The following is a 17,602-nucleotide window of genomic DNA, read 5'->3' as shown; positions in this document are numbered from 1 at the left end:
GGGTAGTGGACCGGCCGGGGAACGGGGCGAAACGGACGCGCCGAGTATGACGCCACTCACAGCGCTCCTGGGAACCGCCCGGCCGTCAGCGCAGCGCGGCGATCGCGGTCGTGACCCGCTTCTCCGAGATCGGGCCGTCGGTGCCGAGCGACTGCGCGAACAGGCTCACCCGCAACTCCTCGATCGACCACAGCACGGCGTCCACCGCCCGCGAGGTCCGGCGCTGTTCGGGCATCCGGGCGAGCGCGGCGTCGAGCGCCCCGTACACGCGGTCGAGCGTGTCCATGCCCCGTTCGTCGCGGCCGGCCGACCCGGGAAGCGACTCGAGCCGCACCGCAGCGGCGGCGAGATAGCGCGGGAGATGCCGGAGCCGGGCGAGCCCGAGCTCGGCGACGAAGCCCGGGAAGACGAGCGAATCCCGTTGCTGCCGCACGTCCTCGACCGCGTCGCCCGATCCGCCGTCGAGCAGTGCCCGCACGCGACGATCGGCCTCGAGGACGGGGACGAGCGAACGGGCGAGGGCCGCGACGCCGCGCGCGAAGCCGGGGCGCACGTGCTCGGTGAACCGCGCGAACTCCTCGGGTGAGCGCACGGGGGAGTCGTACGTCGCGACGGCTCGGTCGGCGACCGCGCGTTTGCAGTCGTCGACGAGCGCGTCGATGCTTCCGTCGGGGTTCGCGCCGAGGGTGAGGCGATCGGCGTTGCCCAGCCCGCCGACGGCGGACCTCGTCGTGAGCGGCAGTGCATGGACGAGCAGCGTCCGCAACCCCGCGCGGTGGGCGGCGCGGGCCTCGGCCTCGGTCGTGAAGACGCGCACCGCCACACCCGGGCCCTCGACCGCGAGCGCGGGATGACCCGTGACCTGCTGCCCGGCGAGCGTGCGGGTGACCGACGGCGCGAGCGTGCCCAGTGTGTCCGCGGTCCACGTCGTCGCCGGCGGGCGTTCGGCACCGGTCGCGGCGCGCGAGACCTCGGCGCGGACCTTCGGCGCGAGGGAACGGCGCAGCGCGGCGAGGTCCTTGCCGCGGCCGAGTTCGCGGCCCTCCTCGTCGCGCACGACGAACGTCATCCGCAGGTGTGCGGGCAGTGCCGTCGGGTCGAAGTCGTCGGCGGCGATGTCGAGACCGCCGAGCCGCGACAGTTCGCGCGCGAGTGCCGAGGCGATCGGTTCGGACCGCGGCGTGACGGCGGCCAGCGCGGCCTCCGCGAAGTCGGGCGCGGGCACGACCTGACGGCGCAGGTGCTTGGGCAGCGTCTTGATCAGGGCGACCGCGAGGTCGGAGCGCATCCCGGGGACGAGCCAGTCGAATCCGACGGGCCGGACGACACCGAGGGTCGCGACGGGGATCGTCGCGGTCACGCCGTCGTCGTCGTGACCGGGCTCGAATTGATAGGAGAGCGGGAACTGTACGTCGCCCTGCCGCCAGGCGTCGGGGAACTCGCGGGCACTGACCGCGGCGGCGTCGGCGTTGAGGACGGTCGCCGTGGTGAAGTCGAGCAGATCGGGATCGCGGCGGCGTGCCTTCTTCCACCACGCGTCGAAGTGGCGCGCCGAGACGACGTCGGCGGGGATGCGTTCGTCGTAGAAGTCGTGCAGCGCGTCGTCGTCGACCACGATGTCGCGTCGGCGCGCGCGATGCTCGAGTTCCTCGACGTCGTCGAGCAGCGCCTTGTTGTCGTGGAAGAAGCGGTGGTGGGTCGTCCACTCGCCGTCGACGAGCGCGTGGCGGATGAACATCTCGCGCGCGACCTCGGGGTCGATCGCGCCGTAGTCGACGGCCCGCTTGGCGACGAGCGGAACGCCGAACAGCGTGACGCGCTCGTAGGCCATCGTCGCGCCGCGCCGAGAGGACCAGTGCGGTTCGGAATGGGTCCGTTTGACGAGCGGTCCCGCGAGCCGTTCCGCCCACTCGGGCTCGATGCGGCCGACGGTGCGCCCGAACAGCCGCGACGTCTCGACGAGTTCGGCGGCCATGACCCATCGGGGCGGTTTCTTCGCGAGGCTCGATCCGGGGAAGACGACGAACTTGCTGCCGCGGGCGCCCGCGAACTCGCGCGTCTCGCCCTCGCGGAGACCGATGTGCGAAAGCAGCCCCGACAGGAGCGAGCGATGGACGGCGTCCGGTCCGGCGGGGGCGTCGGCCTCGGTCCAGCCGAGGTCGCGGGTGATCCGCCGCAACTGTCCGTGCAGATCGTGCCATTCCCGGATCCGCAGGTAGTGCAGATACTCGTCGCGGCACATCCGGCGGAACCGGTTGGACGACAGGGCGTCGCGCTGCTCGCGCAGATAGCGCCACAGCGCGAGATAGGCGAGGAAGTCGGAGCCGTCGGCGTCGAAGCGGGCGTGCTTCTCGTCGGCCGCCTGACGGTGCTCGGCGGGCCGTTCGCGGACGTCCTGGATCGACAGGGCGGCGACGATCACGAGCAACTCGCGGAGTGCTCCCTCGTGGCGTGCCTGCACGAGCATCCGTGCCATCCGCGGGTCGACGGGGATGCGGGCGAGGTCGCGGCCGGTCGGTGTCAGCGTCGGATCGTCGCCGCGTGAGCCGGGTTCGAGGGCGCCCAGTTCCTCGAGGACGGCGATGCCGTCGCGGATGGCACGCGGGTCGGGCGGTTCGACGAAGGGGAACGCCGCGATGTCGCCGAGACCGAGGGCGGCCATCTGGAGGATCACCGACGCGAGGTTCGTGCGCAGGATCTCGGGTTCGGTGAAGGGCGGCCGGGAGAGGAAGTCCTCTTCCGAATACAGCCTGATGCAGATGCCGTCGGCGACTCGGCCGCACCTGCCGGTGCGCTGACGTGCCGACGCCTGCGAGACGGGTTCGATCGGCAGTCGCTGCACCTTCGTCCGGACCGAGTAGCGCGAGATGCGGGCCGTTCCGGGGTCGACGACGTACCGGATGCCGGGCACCGTGAGCGAGGTCTCGGCGACGTTGGTCGCGAGCACGACGCGCCTGCCGGTGTGGGAGGTGAAGACGCGGTTCTGTTCCGCGGCCGACAGCCGGGCGTAGAGCGGGAGGATCTCGAGATTGCGCAGTGTCAGCTCGGCGAGGGCGTCTGCGGTGTCGCGGATCTCGCGTTCGCCCGAGAGGAACACGAGGATGTCGCCGGGCGGTTCGGCGAGCAGTTCGCGGACGGCATCGCAGATCGCGTCGACCGGATCGCGGTCGACGATGCCGAGCGGCTCGGCGCGGTCGTCCTCGTCGTCGCCCCCGGTGGCGACCGCCAGCGGGCGGTACCGGACCTCGACGGGATACGTCCGGCCCGAGACCTCGACGATCGGTGCGGGGACGCCGTCGACGGCGAAATGCTGCGCGAATCGTTCCGGGTCGATCGTCGCGGACGTGACGATCACCTTGAGATCGGGCCGGCGGGGGAGCAGCTGCGCGAGATAGCCGAGGATGAAGTCGATGTTGAGGCTGCGCTCGTGCGCCTCGTCGATGATGATCGTGTCGTAGGCACGCAGCATGCGGTCGCGCTGGATCTCCGCGAGCAGGATGCCGTCCGTCATGAGTTTGACGAGGGTGTCGTCGGCGACCTTGTCGGTGAAGCGCACCGCGTAGCCCACCGCACCGCCGAGTTCGACGCCCAGCTCGTGCGCGATGCGGTCGGCGACGCTGCGGGCGGCGAGCCGGCGCGGCTGGGTGTGGCCGATTCGTCCGCGCACACCGCGGCCGAGTTGGAGGCAGATCTTGGGGATCTGGGTCGTCTTCCCCGATCCGGTCTCGCCCGCGACGATGACGACCTGATGGCGCTCGATCGCAGCGGCGATGTCGTCGCGGCGGGCGCTGACGGGCAGCTCGGCCGGAAAGCTCACGGGCGGCACGGCGGCGGCGCGGGAGGCGACGCGCGCCGCGGCGGCGTCGAGACGCTGCGCGGCGCGGGCGAGGGCCTGCTCGTCGCGGGCCTTGTCGATCGTGCGGCGCAGGCGTGCGGCGTCGGCGATCGAGACCTCGCTCAGGCGCTTCTTCAGCTCGGCTCGCGACGGTGTGTCGGACGCGGTGCGGTGATGTGTCGACATGACGGGTCCCAGGATATCGGGACGGGGACGCCCGGCCGTCGGGCGCGGGGTACGCGCAGGCGAGACCGACGCCGTCGTCGGCCGGCCGCCGGGGCGTGCGATAGTCGGCATCGTCCGAACGGGCGAACGGTGCACACGCCGGGCGAGTGGGAGTGGAGATCATGGAATCGAGCGAGAACAAGGCCGCGCGAGGCGAATTCAGGGCGTTGTGGCACGGCTTCGCGGACATGGGTGCGGTCACGGCGAACGGCCCCTTCACCCTCGTACGTGGTGACGGCGCGCTCGTGTACGACGATTCCGGACGTGAGTACCTCGACGCGACGGGCGGGCTGTGGTTCGCGAACGTGGGGCACGGCCGCCGGGAGATCGCCGATGCCGTCGCCGGTCAGCTCGGGACGCTCGCCCACTACTCGAACTTCGGCGACATCACCTCCGACATCACGTCGCGGCTCGCGGATCGGCTCGCGGCGCTCGCGCCGGTGCCCGGCAGCCGGGTCTTCTTCACGTCGGGTGGATCGGACTCCGTCGACACCGCCGCGAAGCTCGCCCGCCGTTACTGGAACGCCGTCGGCCGGCCCGAGAAGCGCACGCTCGTCGGCCGTCGGCGCGGGTACCACGGCATGCACGTCGCGGGTACGGCCCTCGCGGGCATTCCCGTCAACCACGAGGGCTACGGCGAGCTCATGCCCGACGCCCACAGCATCGAGTGGGACGACGCGAAGGCCCTGCTGCAGCTGATCGAGGAACGGGGCGCCGACACGATCGCCGCGTTCTTCTGCGAGCCGATCATCGGTGCCGGTGGCGTGTACGCGCCGCCGGAGGGGTATCTCGCCGAGGTCCGCCGGATCTGCCGCGACAACGACATCCTCTTCGTCGCCGACGAGGTGGTCACCGGGTTCGGCCGCATCGGCGGCGAGTGGTTCGCGTCCTCCCGCTGGGATCTCGAACCCGATCTGATGACGACGGCGAAGGGTCTCACGTCCGGGTACGTGCCGATGGGTGCGGTCTTCGTCGCGCCGCGCGTCGCCGAGCCGTTCTACGCCGGCGGGACGTGGTTCTGGCACGGATACACCTACGGCGGCCATGCGGGTGCGGCCGCCGCCGCGATGGCGAATCTCGACATCGTCGAACGCGAGGGACTGCTCGCGGAGTCGGCGCGACTCGAGGGGACGCTCGCGCAGGCACTGGCGCCGCTCGCCGATCATCCGCGGGTCGAGACGGTGCGCAGCGGCGTCGGAGCGGTCGCCGCGGTGCAGCTCGCCGATCCGGCGGAAGCGCCCGGATTCGTGCTCGACCTGCGTCGTCACGGTGTGTCGGGACGCGCGGCCGGGCAGGGGGCGCTGCAGATCTCACCGTCGTTCGTGATGACGGACGAGCAGGTCCAGGAACTCGCACGACGATTCGCCGCCGCTCTCGGCTAGGCACCGGCAAAGTTCCGGCGACCGTGACCTCACCGTTGCACAGCGGTGACGGAGACGACGTCGATCGGACATTGCGGACGCCCGAGCGGGGCCTTTCGGGTGGGGCTCGTCACAAACCGGCCGGTCCTGCTCGGGCGTTCGTGTGTCCGGGGAACGTGGCCGGAACAGCGCGGGAGTGCGCATCGCGCCCGTGTTCTGGTACCGGCGTTCCGTAAATATTGCTTCGTGACCTTTTCGTGATCATTGCGTTAGCGTCGATCGTGCCCGAAACAACCGGGCGAATGCCGGTCTCGCCACCGCTCTCCTCCCGCTCCGCGGGGTCGGCATGTTCCGAGAACACCATCGTCGGAGCGGGAGCCGCGCGAGGCGTGAGGTGAGCGGGCAACGAGAGGATGCAGCGCGCATGACCAAGATCTTCATCAAGCGAACCATGGGCGTCGTGGCCGCGACCGGATCGCTGATCGCGATTCCGCTCGTGCTCGGAACCGGTACCGCCGGTGCCCAGGGGTACGACTGGTCGGGCGTCGCTCAGTGCGAGAGCGGCGGCAACTGGAGCACGAACACCGGCAACGGCTACTACGGTGGCCTGCAGTTCTCGCAGAGCACGTGGGAGTCGCACGGCGGATCCGGCAACGCCGCGAACGCCAGCCAGTCCGAGCAGATCGCCGTCGCCGAGCGCGTCCTCCAGACGCAGGGCCCGGGTGCGTGGCCGACGTGCGGCCAGTACCTCACCGGCGGCACCACACCGGCGGCCTCCGGCTACACCGACACGAGCAGCCAGTGGACCGAGCCCACCTACCAGGAACAGGCGGCGTCCTCGCAGTGGACCGAGCCCACCTACACGGAGCCCACCACCACCGAGCCCACCACCACGGAGCCGTCCACGACGTCGGCGCAGTCGACCGGTTCGTCGAGCGCCAAGTGGGAGGGCGGCAACTACGTCGTGAAGGAAGGCGACACGCTGACCACGATCGCGGCCGAGCAGGGCGCGGACTTCGACGCTCTCGCCCAGCAGGTCGACGACGTCGATCTCATCTTCGTCGGGCAGCACCTCGACGTCTGATCGTGACGCCGGGTGATTGCCACCCGTGACATGCGCGGGGCCCCGTCCGGATGATTCCGGACGGGGCCCCGACGCGTGAGAAGGTGGAAGGTCCTACTGGATCTTCGCTTCCTCGATGGCGATCGCCTGGGCGACGCCGGCGAGGGTCGCGGCGACCTTGACGGCCTCCCAGACCTGCTCCTTGGTCAGCCCTTCCTTGCGGACGACGGCGTCGTGCGCCGAGGTGCAGTCGTGGCAGCCGTTGATCGTGGACACCGCGAGGCTCCACAGCTCGAAGTCGGCCTTCTCGATGCCGGGGTTGCCGATGATGTTCATCCGCAGCCCCATGCGCACCTGGGCGTAGTCACCGCCGAGGAAGCCCTTCGCGCGGTAGGCGACGTTGTTCATGCCCATGATCGTCGCGGCGCCGAGGGCGGCGTCGTACGCCTCCGCCGACAGCACGTCGGCGGCGTCCTCGGAGACCTCGCGCAGCACGGTCGCGTTCTTCGTCGCGGCGGCCGACGCGAGGAACGTGCCCCACAGCTGCTGCTCGCCGAGCTCGGTCGAGCGGGCGAGCGAGCCGAGGTTCAGCTTGAGATCCTTGGCGTACTCGGGCAGTGCGTTCTTGAGGTTCTCGATCGACATGGTGATCAGACGCTCGCGGTCAGGAGCTCGCCGGCGTCGATCGTCGGGTCGCCCTTCTTCCAGTTGCACGCGCACAGCTCGTCGGACTGCAGTGCGTCGAGGACGCGGAGGACCTCGTCGACGTTGCGGCCGACCGAGCCCGCGGTGACGGAGACGAACTGGATCTCGTTGTTCGGGTCGATGATGAACGTCGCGCGATCGGCGACACCGTCGGCGTTGAGAACGCCTGCGGCCGAAGCGAGTTCACGCTTGAGGTCCGAGAGCATCGGGAACGGGAGGGTCTTGAGATCCTCGTGCTGCGCGCGCCACTGGAAGTGCACGAACTCGTTGTCGACCGAGGCGCCGAGCACCTGGGCGTCGCGGTCGGCGAACTCGTCGTTCAGCTTGCCGAAGGCCGCGATCTCGGTGGGGCACACGAAGGTGAAGTCCTTCGGCCAGAAGAAGACGATGCGCCACTTGCCGGCGTAGTCGTCGCTCGTGACCTGCGTGAAGTAGTCGTCGGGCTGCTGCGCGTCGACCTTGGACAGGTCGCCGCCGATCACGGCCGTGAGGTTGTAGGCGGGAAACTGGTCACCGATGGTGAGCAGAGCCATGGTTCTCTCCTTCTCGTGGCATACGCCTTCGGGGAATCGAACGACCGAAGAGGCGCCGAACGTGGGGCACGACACGTGCACCGCTCGACGCCTTTTCTGGTGTGAGTCCAACTTTTCACGGGTCCTTTGAAAAGTAAAGGTGATAGCTCGCACTAGACTGATAGGCATGCCCGATCAGAGTTATCAGCCCACGCTGTCACAGCTGCGTGCCTTCGTGACGGTCGCCGAGTTTCGTCATTTCGGCACTGCCGCAGCGCATTTGAATGTGAGCCAACCCACACTGTCGCAGGCGCTCGCGGCGCTCGAGTCGGGGCTCGGCGTTCGGCTGATCGAACGATCGACGCGGCGCGTCATGGTGACGACGACCGGGAACCATCTGCTCGGGTACGCCAAGGCCGTCCTCGACGCATCCGATGCCTTCGTCACCGCGGCGGACGGCGTGGGCGAAGGTCTCACGGGACCGATCCGCATCGGTCTCATCCCCACGGTCGCGCCGTATCTGCTGCCCGCCATGCTGCCCGCGATGCACGAGGCGCTCCCGTCGGTGACGCCGCGCATCGTCGAGGATCGCACCGCGCGGCTCCTCGAGTCGTTGCGCTCCGGGCTGCTCGACGTCGCCGTCCTCGCGTTGCCGTCGGAACAGCACGGCGTCACCGAAATACCCCTCTACGACGAGGATTTCGTGATCGTGACGCCCGCGGCACACGAGTTCGCCGGCCGCCGGGAGGTCGCCGTCGACGCCCTCGACGGGCTGCCGCTGCTGTTGCTCGACGAAGGCCACTGCCTGCGCGACCAGGCGCTCGACCTGTGCCGCTCGGTCGATGCGCGCCCCGTCGCGCGGGATACGCGGGCGACATCGCTGTCGACGGTGATCCAGTGTGTCGCAGGAGGTCTCGGGGTGACGCTGGTACCCGACTCCGCAGTCGGTGTCGAGACTGCGCGCGCGCAACTGGGCACAGCGAGGTTCGGTGACCCGGCGCCCGGGCGCACGATCGGGCTGGTGTTCCGTGCGTCCAGCGCGCGAGCCGACGACTATGCGGCGCTGGCGGAGATCGTCGCCGCGGCGGCGCCGAGCCCGTGCCGCCGCCACTCGGCGACGTCCGCCGCCTGACCTGTCGGTGCTACCGGCGCCGTCGTCCCCGCGGCGAACCCGATCGCGTGCCCTTGGCTCCGGAGCGGCCGCGCTGCCGGGGCGGGTTCTCGCTCCGCTTGCGGCGCGCGTCGGACTCGCCGGTGCGAGTACGGGCCTCCGCTGGCGCGCCGCGGCCCCGTGACGAGTTCGCCGTCCTGCCGCGGACGATCCCCACGAGTTCCTCGGTCGCGTCGGTCGCGCGGTCCGCGAGCCACGCGAGGGCGACGGACGATCGGGGAGCGTCGGTGACCGTGCGGTAGGTGAGATCGCTCCGGTGATGCAGCCGGGCGAGCGAGAGCGGGACGATCACGCAGCCGAGCCCGCTCGCCACCCAGTCGACGGCGACGGCGGCCGACGCGGGGGCGTGCTCCGAGAAGCGCTGCTCCGGCGGCCAGTCGAGGACGTCGTCGGCGGGCCGGAGCAGCACGTCGTCGGCGAGATCGGCGAGGGAGACCTCGTCGGCGGCGGTCGCGACGTGATCCTTGGGAACGACGACGACCGAGACTTCCTCGTACAGTGCGATCGCCGCGATTCCGTCGCGATCACGCAGCCGGATCAGCCCGGCGTCGACCTCGCCCCGCCGGACGAGGGCCTCGGCGTCGGCGACGTCCACCGGAACCAGTTCCAGCTCGACGTCGGGCATCCGTTCTGCCCATACACGCGCCCATTTCGCAGGGGTGACGCCCGGCGCGAACGCGAGCGCGAACCGGGAGCGGGACGGCTCGCTCATGCCCGTGACGATACCCGCCGCGGTGAGCGAAAGCGGCCTCGCGGCGGGCCCGCTGTCCGCAGACTGTCGTCATGACGCACGTGTGGTGGTCGCTGGTGAGCATCCTCGCCTCGGGGCTCGCGGCGTCGTTCGTCGCGACGGCCCTGCGTGGGCGCATCCCCGAGGTCGTCGTGATGCTGGCGTTCGGCATCGCGATCGGCCCGCATGCACTCGGTCTCGCGTCGTTCGGCTCGGAGGTCGACATCCTGCGCGAGCTGGGCCTCGGCATGCTGTTCCTGCTCGCGGGGTACGAGATCGACCCGAACGAACTGCGCGGCCGCACCGGCCGGCGCGCGACCCTCACGTGGCTCGTGTGTCTCGCGCTCGCCTTCGCGCTCGTGTTCGGTCTCGCCGCCGCGGGCGCGGTCACGGCCGAGGTGGCCGTCGCGATCGCGCTGACCTCCACCGCGATCGGGACGTTGCTGCCGATCCTCACCGACAACGAGCTCACCGAGACGCGGCTCGGCCGAGTCGTGGTGTCCCACGGCGCGATCGGTGAGATCGGTCCCGTCGTCGCGATGTCGGTGCTGCTCGGAGCCCGTGGCGCGCTCGCCGAGCTGATAGCGCTCGCGGGCTTCGTGGTCGCCGCACTCGTCGTCTGGCTCGTGCATCGGCGGCTCGCCGCATCTGCGCTCGGCGCCGTCGTCGCGCGGGGACTCGAGACGACGTCGCAGACGCCCGTGCGTGCCGTCGTCGTGCTGCTCGTCCTGTTGCTCGCGGTCGCGTCGTCCTTCGATCTCGACATCATCCTCGGGGCGTTCGCCGCGGGATTCATTCTGCGCACGATCGCGCCGGACGACGCTCCGGTGCTCGAATCCAAGCTCGGCGCGATCGGCTACGGGCTGCTCGTTCCCGTCTTCTTCGTCGGCGCGGGGATGGCGATCGACCTCCGTGCCGTCGCGGCGCACCCGTGGCTGCCGCTGATCTTCGTGGGGCTGATTCTCCTGGTCCGCGGACTCCCGGTCTTCCTGGTCGAGCGCAGCTTCGCCGTCCGCGACCGGGTCCGCATCGCGCTGTTCGCCTCGACCGGCCTTCCCATCGTCGTCGCGGTGACGCAGGTGGCCGTCGCCGCCGGCGAGATGAGCGGGGAGAACGCGTCGGTCCTCGTGTTCGGCGGTGCGGTGACGGTGCTCGTGCTGCCGTCCCTCGCGCTCGCGCTCGGTGGCCGCCGGGAGGTCAGCCCTCGCTGACCTCGAACTCGTCGAAGATCACCTCGCCGGCGGCGTCGGACTCGGCCAGGTTCACCTCGCCGAGCAGCGCCCAGCCGTGATCGCCCTGTGGATCGGCGAGGACCTGACGCACACGCCACAGCGTCGGCGTCTGCTCGACCTGGAAGAGGAGCGGCCCGCGGGCATCCTGGCCGGTACCGATCTCGTCGTACTCGTCCCAGTACGGATCGAGCAGGTACTCCCAGTCCTGCGCGTCGAGCCCGTCGCCGAGGCCGGCGAGCTCGTCCCACCGGCGGCGGGACGCGAGCTCGATGCGGCGGAACATCGCGTTGCGCACCATCACCCGGAAGGCGCGGACGTTCTGCGAGATCGGGCGCGGGGTGTCTGTACCGAACGCGGCCTGCTCGTCGTCGGGCTGCGCCGCAGGATCGGTGAGCTGCTCCCACTCGTCGAGCAGGCTCGAATCGACCTGCCGCACGAGCTCGCCGAGCCACTCGATGAGATCCTCGAGCTCCTCGGTGCGGGCCTCGGCCGGAACCGTCTGGCGCAGTGCGCGATACGCGTCCGCGAGGTACCGCAGCACGCCGCCCTCCGAGCGTGCGAGCCCGTACCGGCTCACGAGATCGGAGAACGTCATCGCGCGCTCGATCATGTCGCGGACCACCGACTTCGGTGACAACCGGAAATCCGCGATCCACGGATGTGCGCCGCGGTACGTCTCGAAGGCGGGATGCAGCAGGTCGGCCAGCGGCATGGGCCACGTGACCTCCTCGAGCAACTCCATCCGCTCGTCGTACTCGATGCCCTCGGCCTTCATCTGCGCGACGGCCTCGCCGCGCGCGGCGTGCTGTTGGGCCATGAGGATCTGCCGGGGATCGTCGAGCGTCGCCTCGACGACGGACACGACGTCGATGGCGTACTCGGGTGACTCCGGATCGAGGAGGTCGAGCGCGGCGAGCGCGAACGGCGACAACGGCTGGTTCAGTGCGAAATCGCGCTGCAGGTCGAGCGTCAGCCGGACGCGGCGGCCCTCGGGATCGGGTTCGTCGAGCCGCTCGACGATGCCGGCGTCGAGCAGGCCCCGGTAGCGGGCGATCGCGTCGAGAATGTGGCGACGCTGCCGTGCGCGGGGTTCGTGGTTGTCCTCGAGCAGGTGCCGCATCGAGTCGAAACAGCTACCCGGACGGGCGATCACGTTGAGGAGCATCGCGTTGGTGACGGCGAACCGCGACGTCAGCGGCTCGGGCGGTGCGACGACGAGCTTGTCGAAGGTCGCCTCGCTCCACGACACGAATCCCTCGGGAGCCTTCTTGCGCTGCACCTTTCGCCGCTTCTTGGGGTCGTCGCCGGCCTTCGCGAGCGCTTTGATGTTCTCGATCTCGTGTTCCGGAGCCTGCACGACGACGGTGCCCATCGTGTCGAAGCCCGCCCGTCCGGCGCGTCCCGCGATCTGATGGAACTCGCGCGCCCGAATGTGCCGGGTGCGGGTGCCGTCGAACTTCGTCAGGCCCGTCAGCAGAACGGTGCGGATCGGAACGTTGATGCCGACACCGAGAGTGTCGGTGCCGCAGATGACTTCGAGCAGCCCGTCCTGTGCGAGCCGTTCGACGAGTCGGCGGTACTTCGGGAGCATGCCCGCGTGATGGACGCCGATCCCGTGCCGCACGAGCCGCGAGAGCGTCTTGCCGAAGCCCGTCGTGAACCGGAACGAGCCGATCGCGTCGGCGATCGCGTCCTTCCGCTCGCGCGAGAGGAGGTTGACGCTCGTGAGCGCCTGAGCCCGTTCGAGGGCCGCGGCCTGGGTGAAGTGCACGACGTACACGGGCGACCGGTGCGTCGTGGTCAGTTCCTCGATCGTCTCCGCGACGGGCGTCGTCGCGTACGAGAAGGTGAGAGGGACGGGCCGTTCGGATCCGGCGACGACGGTGGTCTGCCGCCCGGTGCGGCGCGTGAGGTCCTTCTCGAAGAAGCTCACGTCGCCGAGCGTCGCCGACATCAGCAGGAACTGCGTGTGGGGGAGTTCGACGATCGGCACCTGCCACGCCCACCCGCGCTGCGGATCGGAGTAGTAGTGGAACTCGTCCATCACCACCTGGCCGATGTCCGACTGCGCGCCTTCCCGCAGTGCGAGGTTCGCGACGATCTCGGCGGTCGCGCACATGATCGGTGCCGACGCGTTCACCGAGGCGTCGCCCGTCGTCATGCCGACGTTCTCGGCACCGAACACCTCGCACAGCGCGAAGAACTTCTCGCTCACGAGAGCCTTGATCGGCGCGGTGTAGTAGGTGCGGCGGCCCTGGGCGAGCGCGGCGAAATGGGCGCCGACCGCCACCATCGACTTACCGGACCCCGTGGGCGTGGCGAGGATCACGTTGGAGCCCGTCGCGAGCTCCATGATCGCCTCGTCCTGCGCCGGGTACAGCGTCAGACCGCGATCCGCCGTCCATGCCGTGAACGCGTCGTAGACGGAATCGGGATCGGAGACGTCGGCGGCGAGATCGGCGAGGGACACCGGTACAGGCTATCGGTCAGGTCGCGCTGCGCTCGTCGCTGCCCATGGCGTCGAGCACGGCCATCCGGGTCGACGCACTGCCGACGATCGTCGCCTCACCGGGACCGGCCAGCAGCTTGTCGCGCCAGCGGGACTCGTCGTACACGAGCGGGTGCGTCGCCGCAACGAAGCGCTCGACGACCTCGACGAAGCGCAGCGGGTCGTCGTGGAACGGGAAATGGCCGCCGCCCCGGAAGATGTCGAGATGCGAGTGCGGCATCGCGGCGTGCGCCAGATGCGCGTGCTCGACGGGAATGACGGCGTCCTCGTCGCCCCAGACCAGCTGGACCGGCAGGTCTTCCGTGAGATAACAGCGGTCGAGCATCGTCACGACCTGACCGCGCCAGTCGACCACGGCCCGCAGCGTCCGCAGATACGCCTCCTGGGCGGTCGGATCGGGCAGATCCCGCAGGATGCGGAAGAGATCCGGGGTGTCGTGGAGCATCGCGCCGGGCCGCAACCGGCTGCTGTCGATGGCCGCGAGAGCCGCGCCCAGCAGCCGCAGCGCCGTCGCGCTGCCGGGCAGCCGCAGCGCCTTGATCGCCTCGTTGAGCAGCGGCACCGTCGCGAGCCGCAGCAGCGGATGGACGTCCTTCGTCACGCCACCGGACGACACGAGCACGAGCCGCTCGACGAGTTGCGGGTACTGATACGCGAACTGCATCGCGACGCCGCCGCCGAGCGAGTGGCCCACGACCGTGACGCGGCCGACCCCGATCGTCGAGAGCAGATCGCGCATACCGTTCGCGTACGCCGCGACGGAGTAGTCGGCGCGCGGTTTGTCCGATCGCCCGTGCCCGAGCAGGTCGGGAGCGATCACCGTGTGTGTGCGGGCGAGATGCGGGAAGACCTCGGTCCACGTGGTCGAGTTGTCGCCGATACCGTGGACGAGCAGGATCGCGGGACCCTCTCCCGCGATGCGGAACGCCCTCCGGTAGCCGTGGACGGTGCGGAACTCGAGTCGCGGCTCGTCGTCGGGGACGGGCCGCAGCGTTCGTCGACTGCTGCTCATCGGTGGTGTCCCTTCGTCACAGTCGGCCGGAGGGCGGGATCGTGTGCCGTGCCGCACCGCGCTGGTCCGGCACGACTCGAACCTAACCGATCGGGCCGCGCCCGTCGCCTCCGGCGGGACCGGAGCCGTCGTCACCGGCCTGTTCGGCGAGGAAACGCTCGAACTCGGCGCCGATCTCGTCGCCGCTCGGCAGTTCGCCGTCCTGGGCGAGCAGGTCCGCGCCGCGTTCCTGTGCCGTGACGAACGCGTCGTACTGCGCCTCGAGGGCGGTGACGACGGCCTCGACCTCCTCGTTGCCGGTCACGTGCTCGTCGATCTCCTCGCGCACCCGGGCGGCCGCGTGTCCGAGCGCTACGAGCGGGAACTCGAGCCCGGTCAGTTCGGCGACGTTCTCGAGCAGCGTCTCCGCAGCGGCCGGATAGTCGGTCTGCGCGAGATAGTGCGGGACGTGGACCGACAGACCGGCGGCGTCGAAGCCGTGCTGCGCGAAACGCAACTCGATGAGCGATGACACGCTGCCCGGGATCCGGATGCGTCCGGGCCACTTGCGGTAGTCCGCGATGAGCGACTTGTCCGTCGAGTGCGCGGTGATGCCGAGCGGACGTGTGTGCGGGCTCGCCATGGGGACCGCGTTGAGCCCGATGATCTGGCGGACGCCGAGCTGCTCGGCGAGCAGGCGCAGCGCCGTCGTGAAGCGCTCCCACTTGAGATCCGGTTCGAGGCCCGCGAGCAGCAGGAACGGCGTTCCCGCGGAATCGCGGACCGCGTACAGGTTCAGTTCGGGCTCGTCGTATCCCGTGAACTGGTCGGACTCGAAGGTCATCATCGGCCGGCGCGACCGGTAGTCGAGCAGATCGTCCACCGCGAACGACGCGACGAGTTCGGTCTCGAGTGCCCCACGCAGGTGTTCCGTCGCGAGCCGGACGGCGTGACCGGCGTCGGAGAAGCCTTCGAGGCCGTGCACGAGGACCGGACCGAGGCCGTCGGGTGACGCCACCTGCGGGGCCGGAAACTCCAACTCGTACATCTTCGACTGCTCGTCCATCACGAACCCTTCCGCTTCATGCCGTGCCCCCGGTCACGCTCACCGTCCAGTGTCCCGCATTCGCTGCCACGACACCGCATCCGGGTACCGAGTGCCGAATCCGGGCGTCGAGTCGCACAACGCATGTGGGCGCCGCGCGATTCCGGCCACGCCGAGATTCGCGGTGCCGAGTTTCGGGGGGCGGTGTCGATCCGCCGTCGAGAGCACCCGCTGTGGCAGGGTTTGCGTCACCGACGGAAGGGGACGGTCAGGGTGACGACACGCGCGGGAATCACCACGACGGTGATCGCGGTCACCGTCGCCGCCCTCGTCGGGTGCGCCCCGTCGATCGACGGGTCCCCGCGCGCCGCCGCGCCCGTCTTCGCGGCGCAGCCCGGCGGCGATCTCGGTTCGCTGCTGCTCCCCGCGGACGAGTTCCCCGCCGCCTATCCCGCCACCGTCCTCGACCCGGCGGCCACCGCATCGGCGTCCGCGGATCTCGACGGCGTCGCACGCGGCGCCGTCGTCGACCCGCTGCGATGTACGGCGCCCCGTCAGGCCTACGGCGCCGCGAACGCCGCGATGGCGGTGGGAACCGACGCCGCGACGCGATCGAGCGTGTCGGTGCAGGTGCTGCGCTCGGGGGAGTCGCTGGACGCGCTGCGAAGCCGGGTCGGCGAGTGCGGCGAGTACACGGTCTCGACGTTCGGCGCGAGAGCCGACGTACGGACGGAGGAGCGCGCGGTGCCGGGCGCCGCGGAACTCGGGCTCTCGCGGGCGACCGCGTACGGCTACGCCCGTGAGATCACCGCCGACGTGGGTGACGAGCGCGAGGTGGTCGTGTACGTCGCGCAGACGGGGGCGATCCGCGTGGTCGCGAGCGTGCTCGTGTTCGGTGACGGCGAGGCCGACACCGCCGCTCTCGCAACGACCTTCGCCGACGCCGTCCGGTTCGCGAGCGCGCGCTGATCCGGTCGTACCGCCCGGACCCGTCGGTTCTCCACAGCCGACCCGTTCTCCACAAGCGGGGTTCGCGGCGCGCTCGTGACGGCGATTCCGTCGGTGCTCGCCGCGACCGTGCGGGGCATGACATCACATCCCGATTCACGAGACCGCTGCACCGGCCCCGACCCGTTCGCCGGCACGATCGTGCTCGACGCGCCGGGCGCCGTGTTCGCGGCGCTGCCCGCGCTCCTCGGTTTCCGGCCCGATCGGTCCCTGCTGGTGCTCGCGCTCGGCGCGCGGGGGACCTCGGGGACGATCGACGCGGTGATGCGGCACGATCTGTCCTTCGACGCGGCGGGCGGCATCGACGGGGCGGCCCGGGGAGCACTCGCGCACTTCGGTGCGGTGTGCGTCCGGGACGGTGCACGGGCGGTGATTCCGGTGGCGGTACACCCCGATCTCGGGGCGCCCGGCGCCGCACGGGAGGCGTTCGCCGACCTCGCGGCGGTGTTCGAGGACGTTCTCGCACCCTCGGGCGTCGAGGTTCCGGCGGTGCTGTTCGCTGCGGCGATCGGAACGGGAGAACGGTGGTACGCGATCACCGGCCCCGAGGACGACGTGCGCGGTGACGATCTGGGCGGTGAAGACCTGCGCGGCGGAGTGCAGTCCGACCCGCGGAACTCCGCCGTCGCTGCGGCCCACGTGTTCCGGGGCAGGCCGCTACGGGACTCGAGACGAGAACTCGAGAACCTTCTCGAGCCACGCCCGGACGCCGTCGCCGCAGCCGAACTCGCCCGCCTGCGCGAGGCGGCGCGAGGCAGTGGCGGGGACACGGACGCGGCGGAGGCCCGGTACGTGCTCGACACCGTGCGTCGTCACGCGCGCGGGGGAGTCGTGCACCCCGGGCGGTGGGCGAGGGCGGGTGCGGCACTCACGCGGCACCGGGTGCGCGACGCGATGCTCGCGGCGATCGACCGACCGGGATGCGACGGATTCTGGCTCGAACTCGCGCGCCGGCTACCGGGACGCGAGCGGGCGGAGGCGGCGACGCTCGTCGCGTTCGGCGCCTACGTCCGCGGTGACGGTCCACTCGCCGGCGTCGCGCTCGCGGCGGCACTCGACGCGTACCCCGGCCACCGGCTCGCCGCCATGCTCGACACCTCGCTGCACGCGGGGGTGCGGCCCGAGATCGTCGCCGAACTCGCCGACGTGGGACGGCAGGTCGCGGCGGACCTGGGTGTCATGGGCGATCCGGCCGACGGATGACGGCCGGATCGC

The 17,602-nt window shown here is 70.6% G+C and carries 13 protein-coding genes; 6 read left to right on the top strand and 7 right to left on the bottom strand.

Going from position 1 to position 17,602, the window contains the following annotated elements; translation table 11 throughout:
• Nucleotides 1–85: 85 nt before the first annotated feature.
• Complete coding sequence (hrpA, locus tag RR1_RS16210; protein ID WP_010836503.1) at nt 86–4,021, bottom strand: ATP-dependent RNA helicase HrpA; 3,936 nt, start codon at nt 4,019–4,021, stop codon at nt 86–88.
• A 161-nt stretch (nt 4,022–4,182) separates the two neighbouring features.
• Here hrpA and RR1_RS16205 point away from each other — a divergent pair, with 161 nt between their 5' ends.
• Both RR1_RS16205 and RR1_RS16200 read left to right on the top strand, forming a co-directional pair.
• On the top strand, nt 4,183–5,442 hold the full coding sequence (locus tag RR1_RS16205; protein ID WP_040772116.1) for an aminotransferase family protein: 1,260 nt from the start codon (nt 4,183–4,185) through the stop codon (nt 5,440–5,442).
• A 403-nt stretch (nt 5,443–5,845) separates the two neighbouring features.
• Nucleotides 5,846–6,505: a transglycosylase family protein gene (locus tag RR1_RS16200; protein ID WP_010836501.1), complete on the top strand. Its 660-nt coding sequence runs from the start codon at nt 5,846–5,848 to the stop codon at nt 6,503–6,505.
• A 93-nt stretch (nt 6,506–6,598) separates the two neighbouring features.
• Here RR1_RS16200 and ahpD read toward each other — a convergent pair whose 3' ends face one another.
• Together ahpD and RR1_RS16190 are read right to left on the bottom strand one after the other, a co-directional pair.
• The gene (gene ahpD, locus RR1_RS16195) at nt 6,599–7,129 is read right to left on the bottom strand and encodes an alkylhydroperoxidase, AhpD family (protein WP_010836500.1); all 531 of its coding nucleotides are present in this window, start codon (nt 7,127–7,129) and stop codon (nt 6,599–6,601) included.
• A gap of 5 nt (nt 7,130–7,134) precedes the next feature.
• A complete protein-coding gene (locus tag RR1_RS16190) occupies nt 7,135–7,722 on the bottom strand; it encodes a peroxiredoxin (protein WP_010836499.1) in 588 nt (195 codons plus the stop codon).
• A 166-nt stretch (nt 7,723–7,888) separates the two neighbouring features.
• Here RR1_RS16190 and RR1_RS16185 point away from each other — a divergent pair, with 166 nt between their 5' ends.
• Complete coding sequence (locus RR1_RS16185) at nt 7,889–8,833, top strand: LysR substrate-binding domain-containing protein (protein ID WP_010836498.1); 945 nt, start codon at nt 7,889–7,891, stop codon at nt 8,831–8,833.
• Between the two features lie 10 nt (nt 8,834–8,843).
• Here the strand turns inward: RR1_RS16185 and RR1_RS16180 are convergent, their stop codons facing one another.
• Nucleotides 8,844–9,584: a LysR substrate-binding domain-containing protein gene (locus RR1_RS16180; protein WP_040772102.1), complete on the bottom strand. Its 741-nt coding sequence runs from the start codon at nt 9,582–9,584 to the stop codon at nt 8,844–8,846.
• A 71-nt stretch (nt 9,585–9,655) separates the two neighbouring features.
• Here RR1_RS16180 and RR1_RS16175 point away from each other — a divergent pair, with 71 nt between their 5' ends.
• On the top strand, nt 9,656–10,813 hold the full coding sequence (locus RR1_RS16175; protein ID WP_010836496.1) for a cation:proton antiporter: 1,158 nt from the start codon (nt 9,656–9,658) through the stop codon (nt 10,811–10,813).
• Here RR1_RS16175 and RR1_RS16170 read toward each other — a convergent pair.
• The 3 genes from RR1_RS16170 to RR1_RS16160 form a co-directional block, all read right to left on the bottom strand.
• On the bottom strand, nt 10,800–13,304 hold the full coding sequence (locus RR1_RS16170; protein WP_010836495.1) for a DEAD/DEAH box helicase: 2,505 nt from the start codon (nt 13,302–13,304) through the stop codon (nt 10,800–10,802). The two genes, RR1_RS16175 and RR1_RS16170, sit on opposite strands and share 14 nt — an antisense overlap.
• Before the next feature lie 16 nt (nt 13,305–13,320).
• Nucleotides 13,321–14,355, bottom strand: a complete 1,035-nt coding sequence (locus RR1_RS16165; RefSeq protein ID WP_010836494.1) for an alpha/beta fold hydrolase — start codon at nt 14,353–14,355, stop codon at nt 13,321–13,323.
• An 82-nt stretch (nt 14,356–14,437) separates the two neighbouring features.
• Complete coding sequence (locus RR1_RS16160; RefSeq protein ID WP_010836493.1) at nt 14,438–15,400, bottom strand: proteasome assembly chaperone family protein; 963 nt, start codon at nt 15,398–15,400, stop codon at nt 14,438–14,440.
• 252 nt (nt 15,401–15,652) lie between these two features.
• Here RR1_RS16160 and RR1_RS16155 point away from each other — a divergent pair, with 252 nt between their 5' ends.
• The gene (locus RR1_RS16155; protein ID WP_010836491.1) at nt 15,653–16,348 is read left to right on the top strand and encodes a hypothetical protein; all 696 of its coding nucleotides are present in this window, start codon (nt 15,653–15,655) and stop codon (nt 16,346–16,348) included.
• Between the two features lie 117 nt (nt 16,349–16,465).
• Entirely contained in the window at nt 16,466–17,590 is a 1,125-nt protein-coding gene (locus RR1_RS16150) for a DUF4192 domain-containing protein (protein ID WP_071990679.1), read from the top strand.
• The last annotated feature ends 12 nt before the right edge of the window (nt 17,591–17,602 follow it).

This window comes from Rhodococcus rhodnii NBRC 100604 (assembly GCF_001894925.1).
Classification (GTDB): domain Bacteria; phylum Actinomycetota; class Actinomycetes; order Mycobacteriales; family Mycobacteriaceae; genus Rhodococcus_F; species Rhodococcus_F rhodnii.
This window is presented reverse-complemented; position numbering and strand designations above follow the sequence as displayed.

Bases quoted from the DNA above. Each gene is read 5' to 3' on its own strand.
- hrpA (WP_010836503.1), bottom strand. From the start codon at position 4,021: ATGTCGACACATCACCGCACCGCGTCCGACACACCGTCGCGAGCCGAG.
- RR1_RS16205 (WP_040772116.1), top strand. From the start codon at position 4,183: ATGGAATCGAGCGAGAACAAGGCCGCGCGAGGCGAATTCAGGGCGTTG.
- RR1_RS16165 (WP_010836494.1), bottom strand. From the start codon at position 14,355: ATGAGCAGCAGTCGACGAACGCTGCGGCCCGTCCCCGACGACGAGCCG.
- RR1_RS16180 (WP_040772102.1), bottom strand. From the start codon at position 9,584: ATGAGCGAGCCGTCCCGCTCCCGGTTCGCGCTCGCGTTCGCGCCGGGC.
- RR1_RS16175 (WP_010836496.1), top strand. From the start codon at position 9,656: ATGACGCACGTGTGGTGGTCGCTGGTGAGCATCCTCGCCTCGGGGCTC.
- RR1_RS16160 (WP_010836493.1), bottom strand. From the start codon at position 15,400: ATGGACGAGCAGTCGAAGATGTACGAGTTGGAGTTTCCGGCCCCGCAG.
- RR1_RS16150 (WP_071990679.1), top strand. From the start codon at position 16,466: ATGACATCACATCCCGATTCACGAGACCGCTGCACCGGCCCCGACCCG.
- ahpD (WP_010836500.1), bottom strand. From the start codon at position 7,129: ATGTCGATCGAGAACCTCAAGAACGCACTGCCCGAGTACGCCAAGGAT.
- RR1_RS16200 (WP_010836501.1), top strand. From the start codon at position 5,846: ATGACCAAGATCTTCATCAAGCGAACCATGGGCGTCGTGGCCGCGACC.
- RR1_RS16185 (WP_010836498.1), top strand. From the start codon at position 7,889: ATGCCCGATCAGAGTTATCAGCCCACGCTGTCACAGCTGCGTGCCTTC.
- RR1_RS16190 (WP_010836499.1), bottom strand. From the start codon at position 7,722: ATGGCTCTGCTCACCATCGGTGACCAGTTTCCCGCCTACAACCTCACG.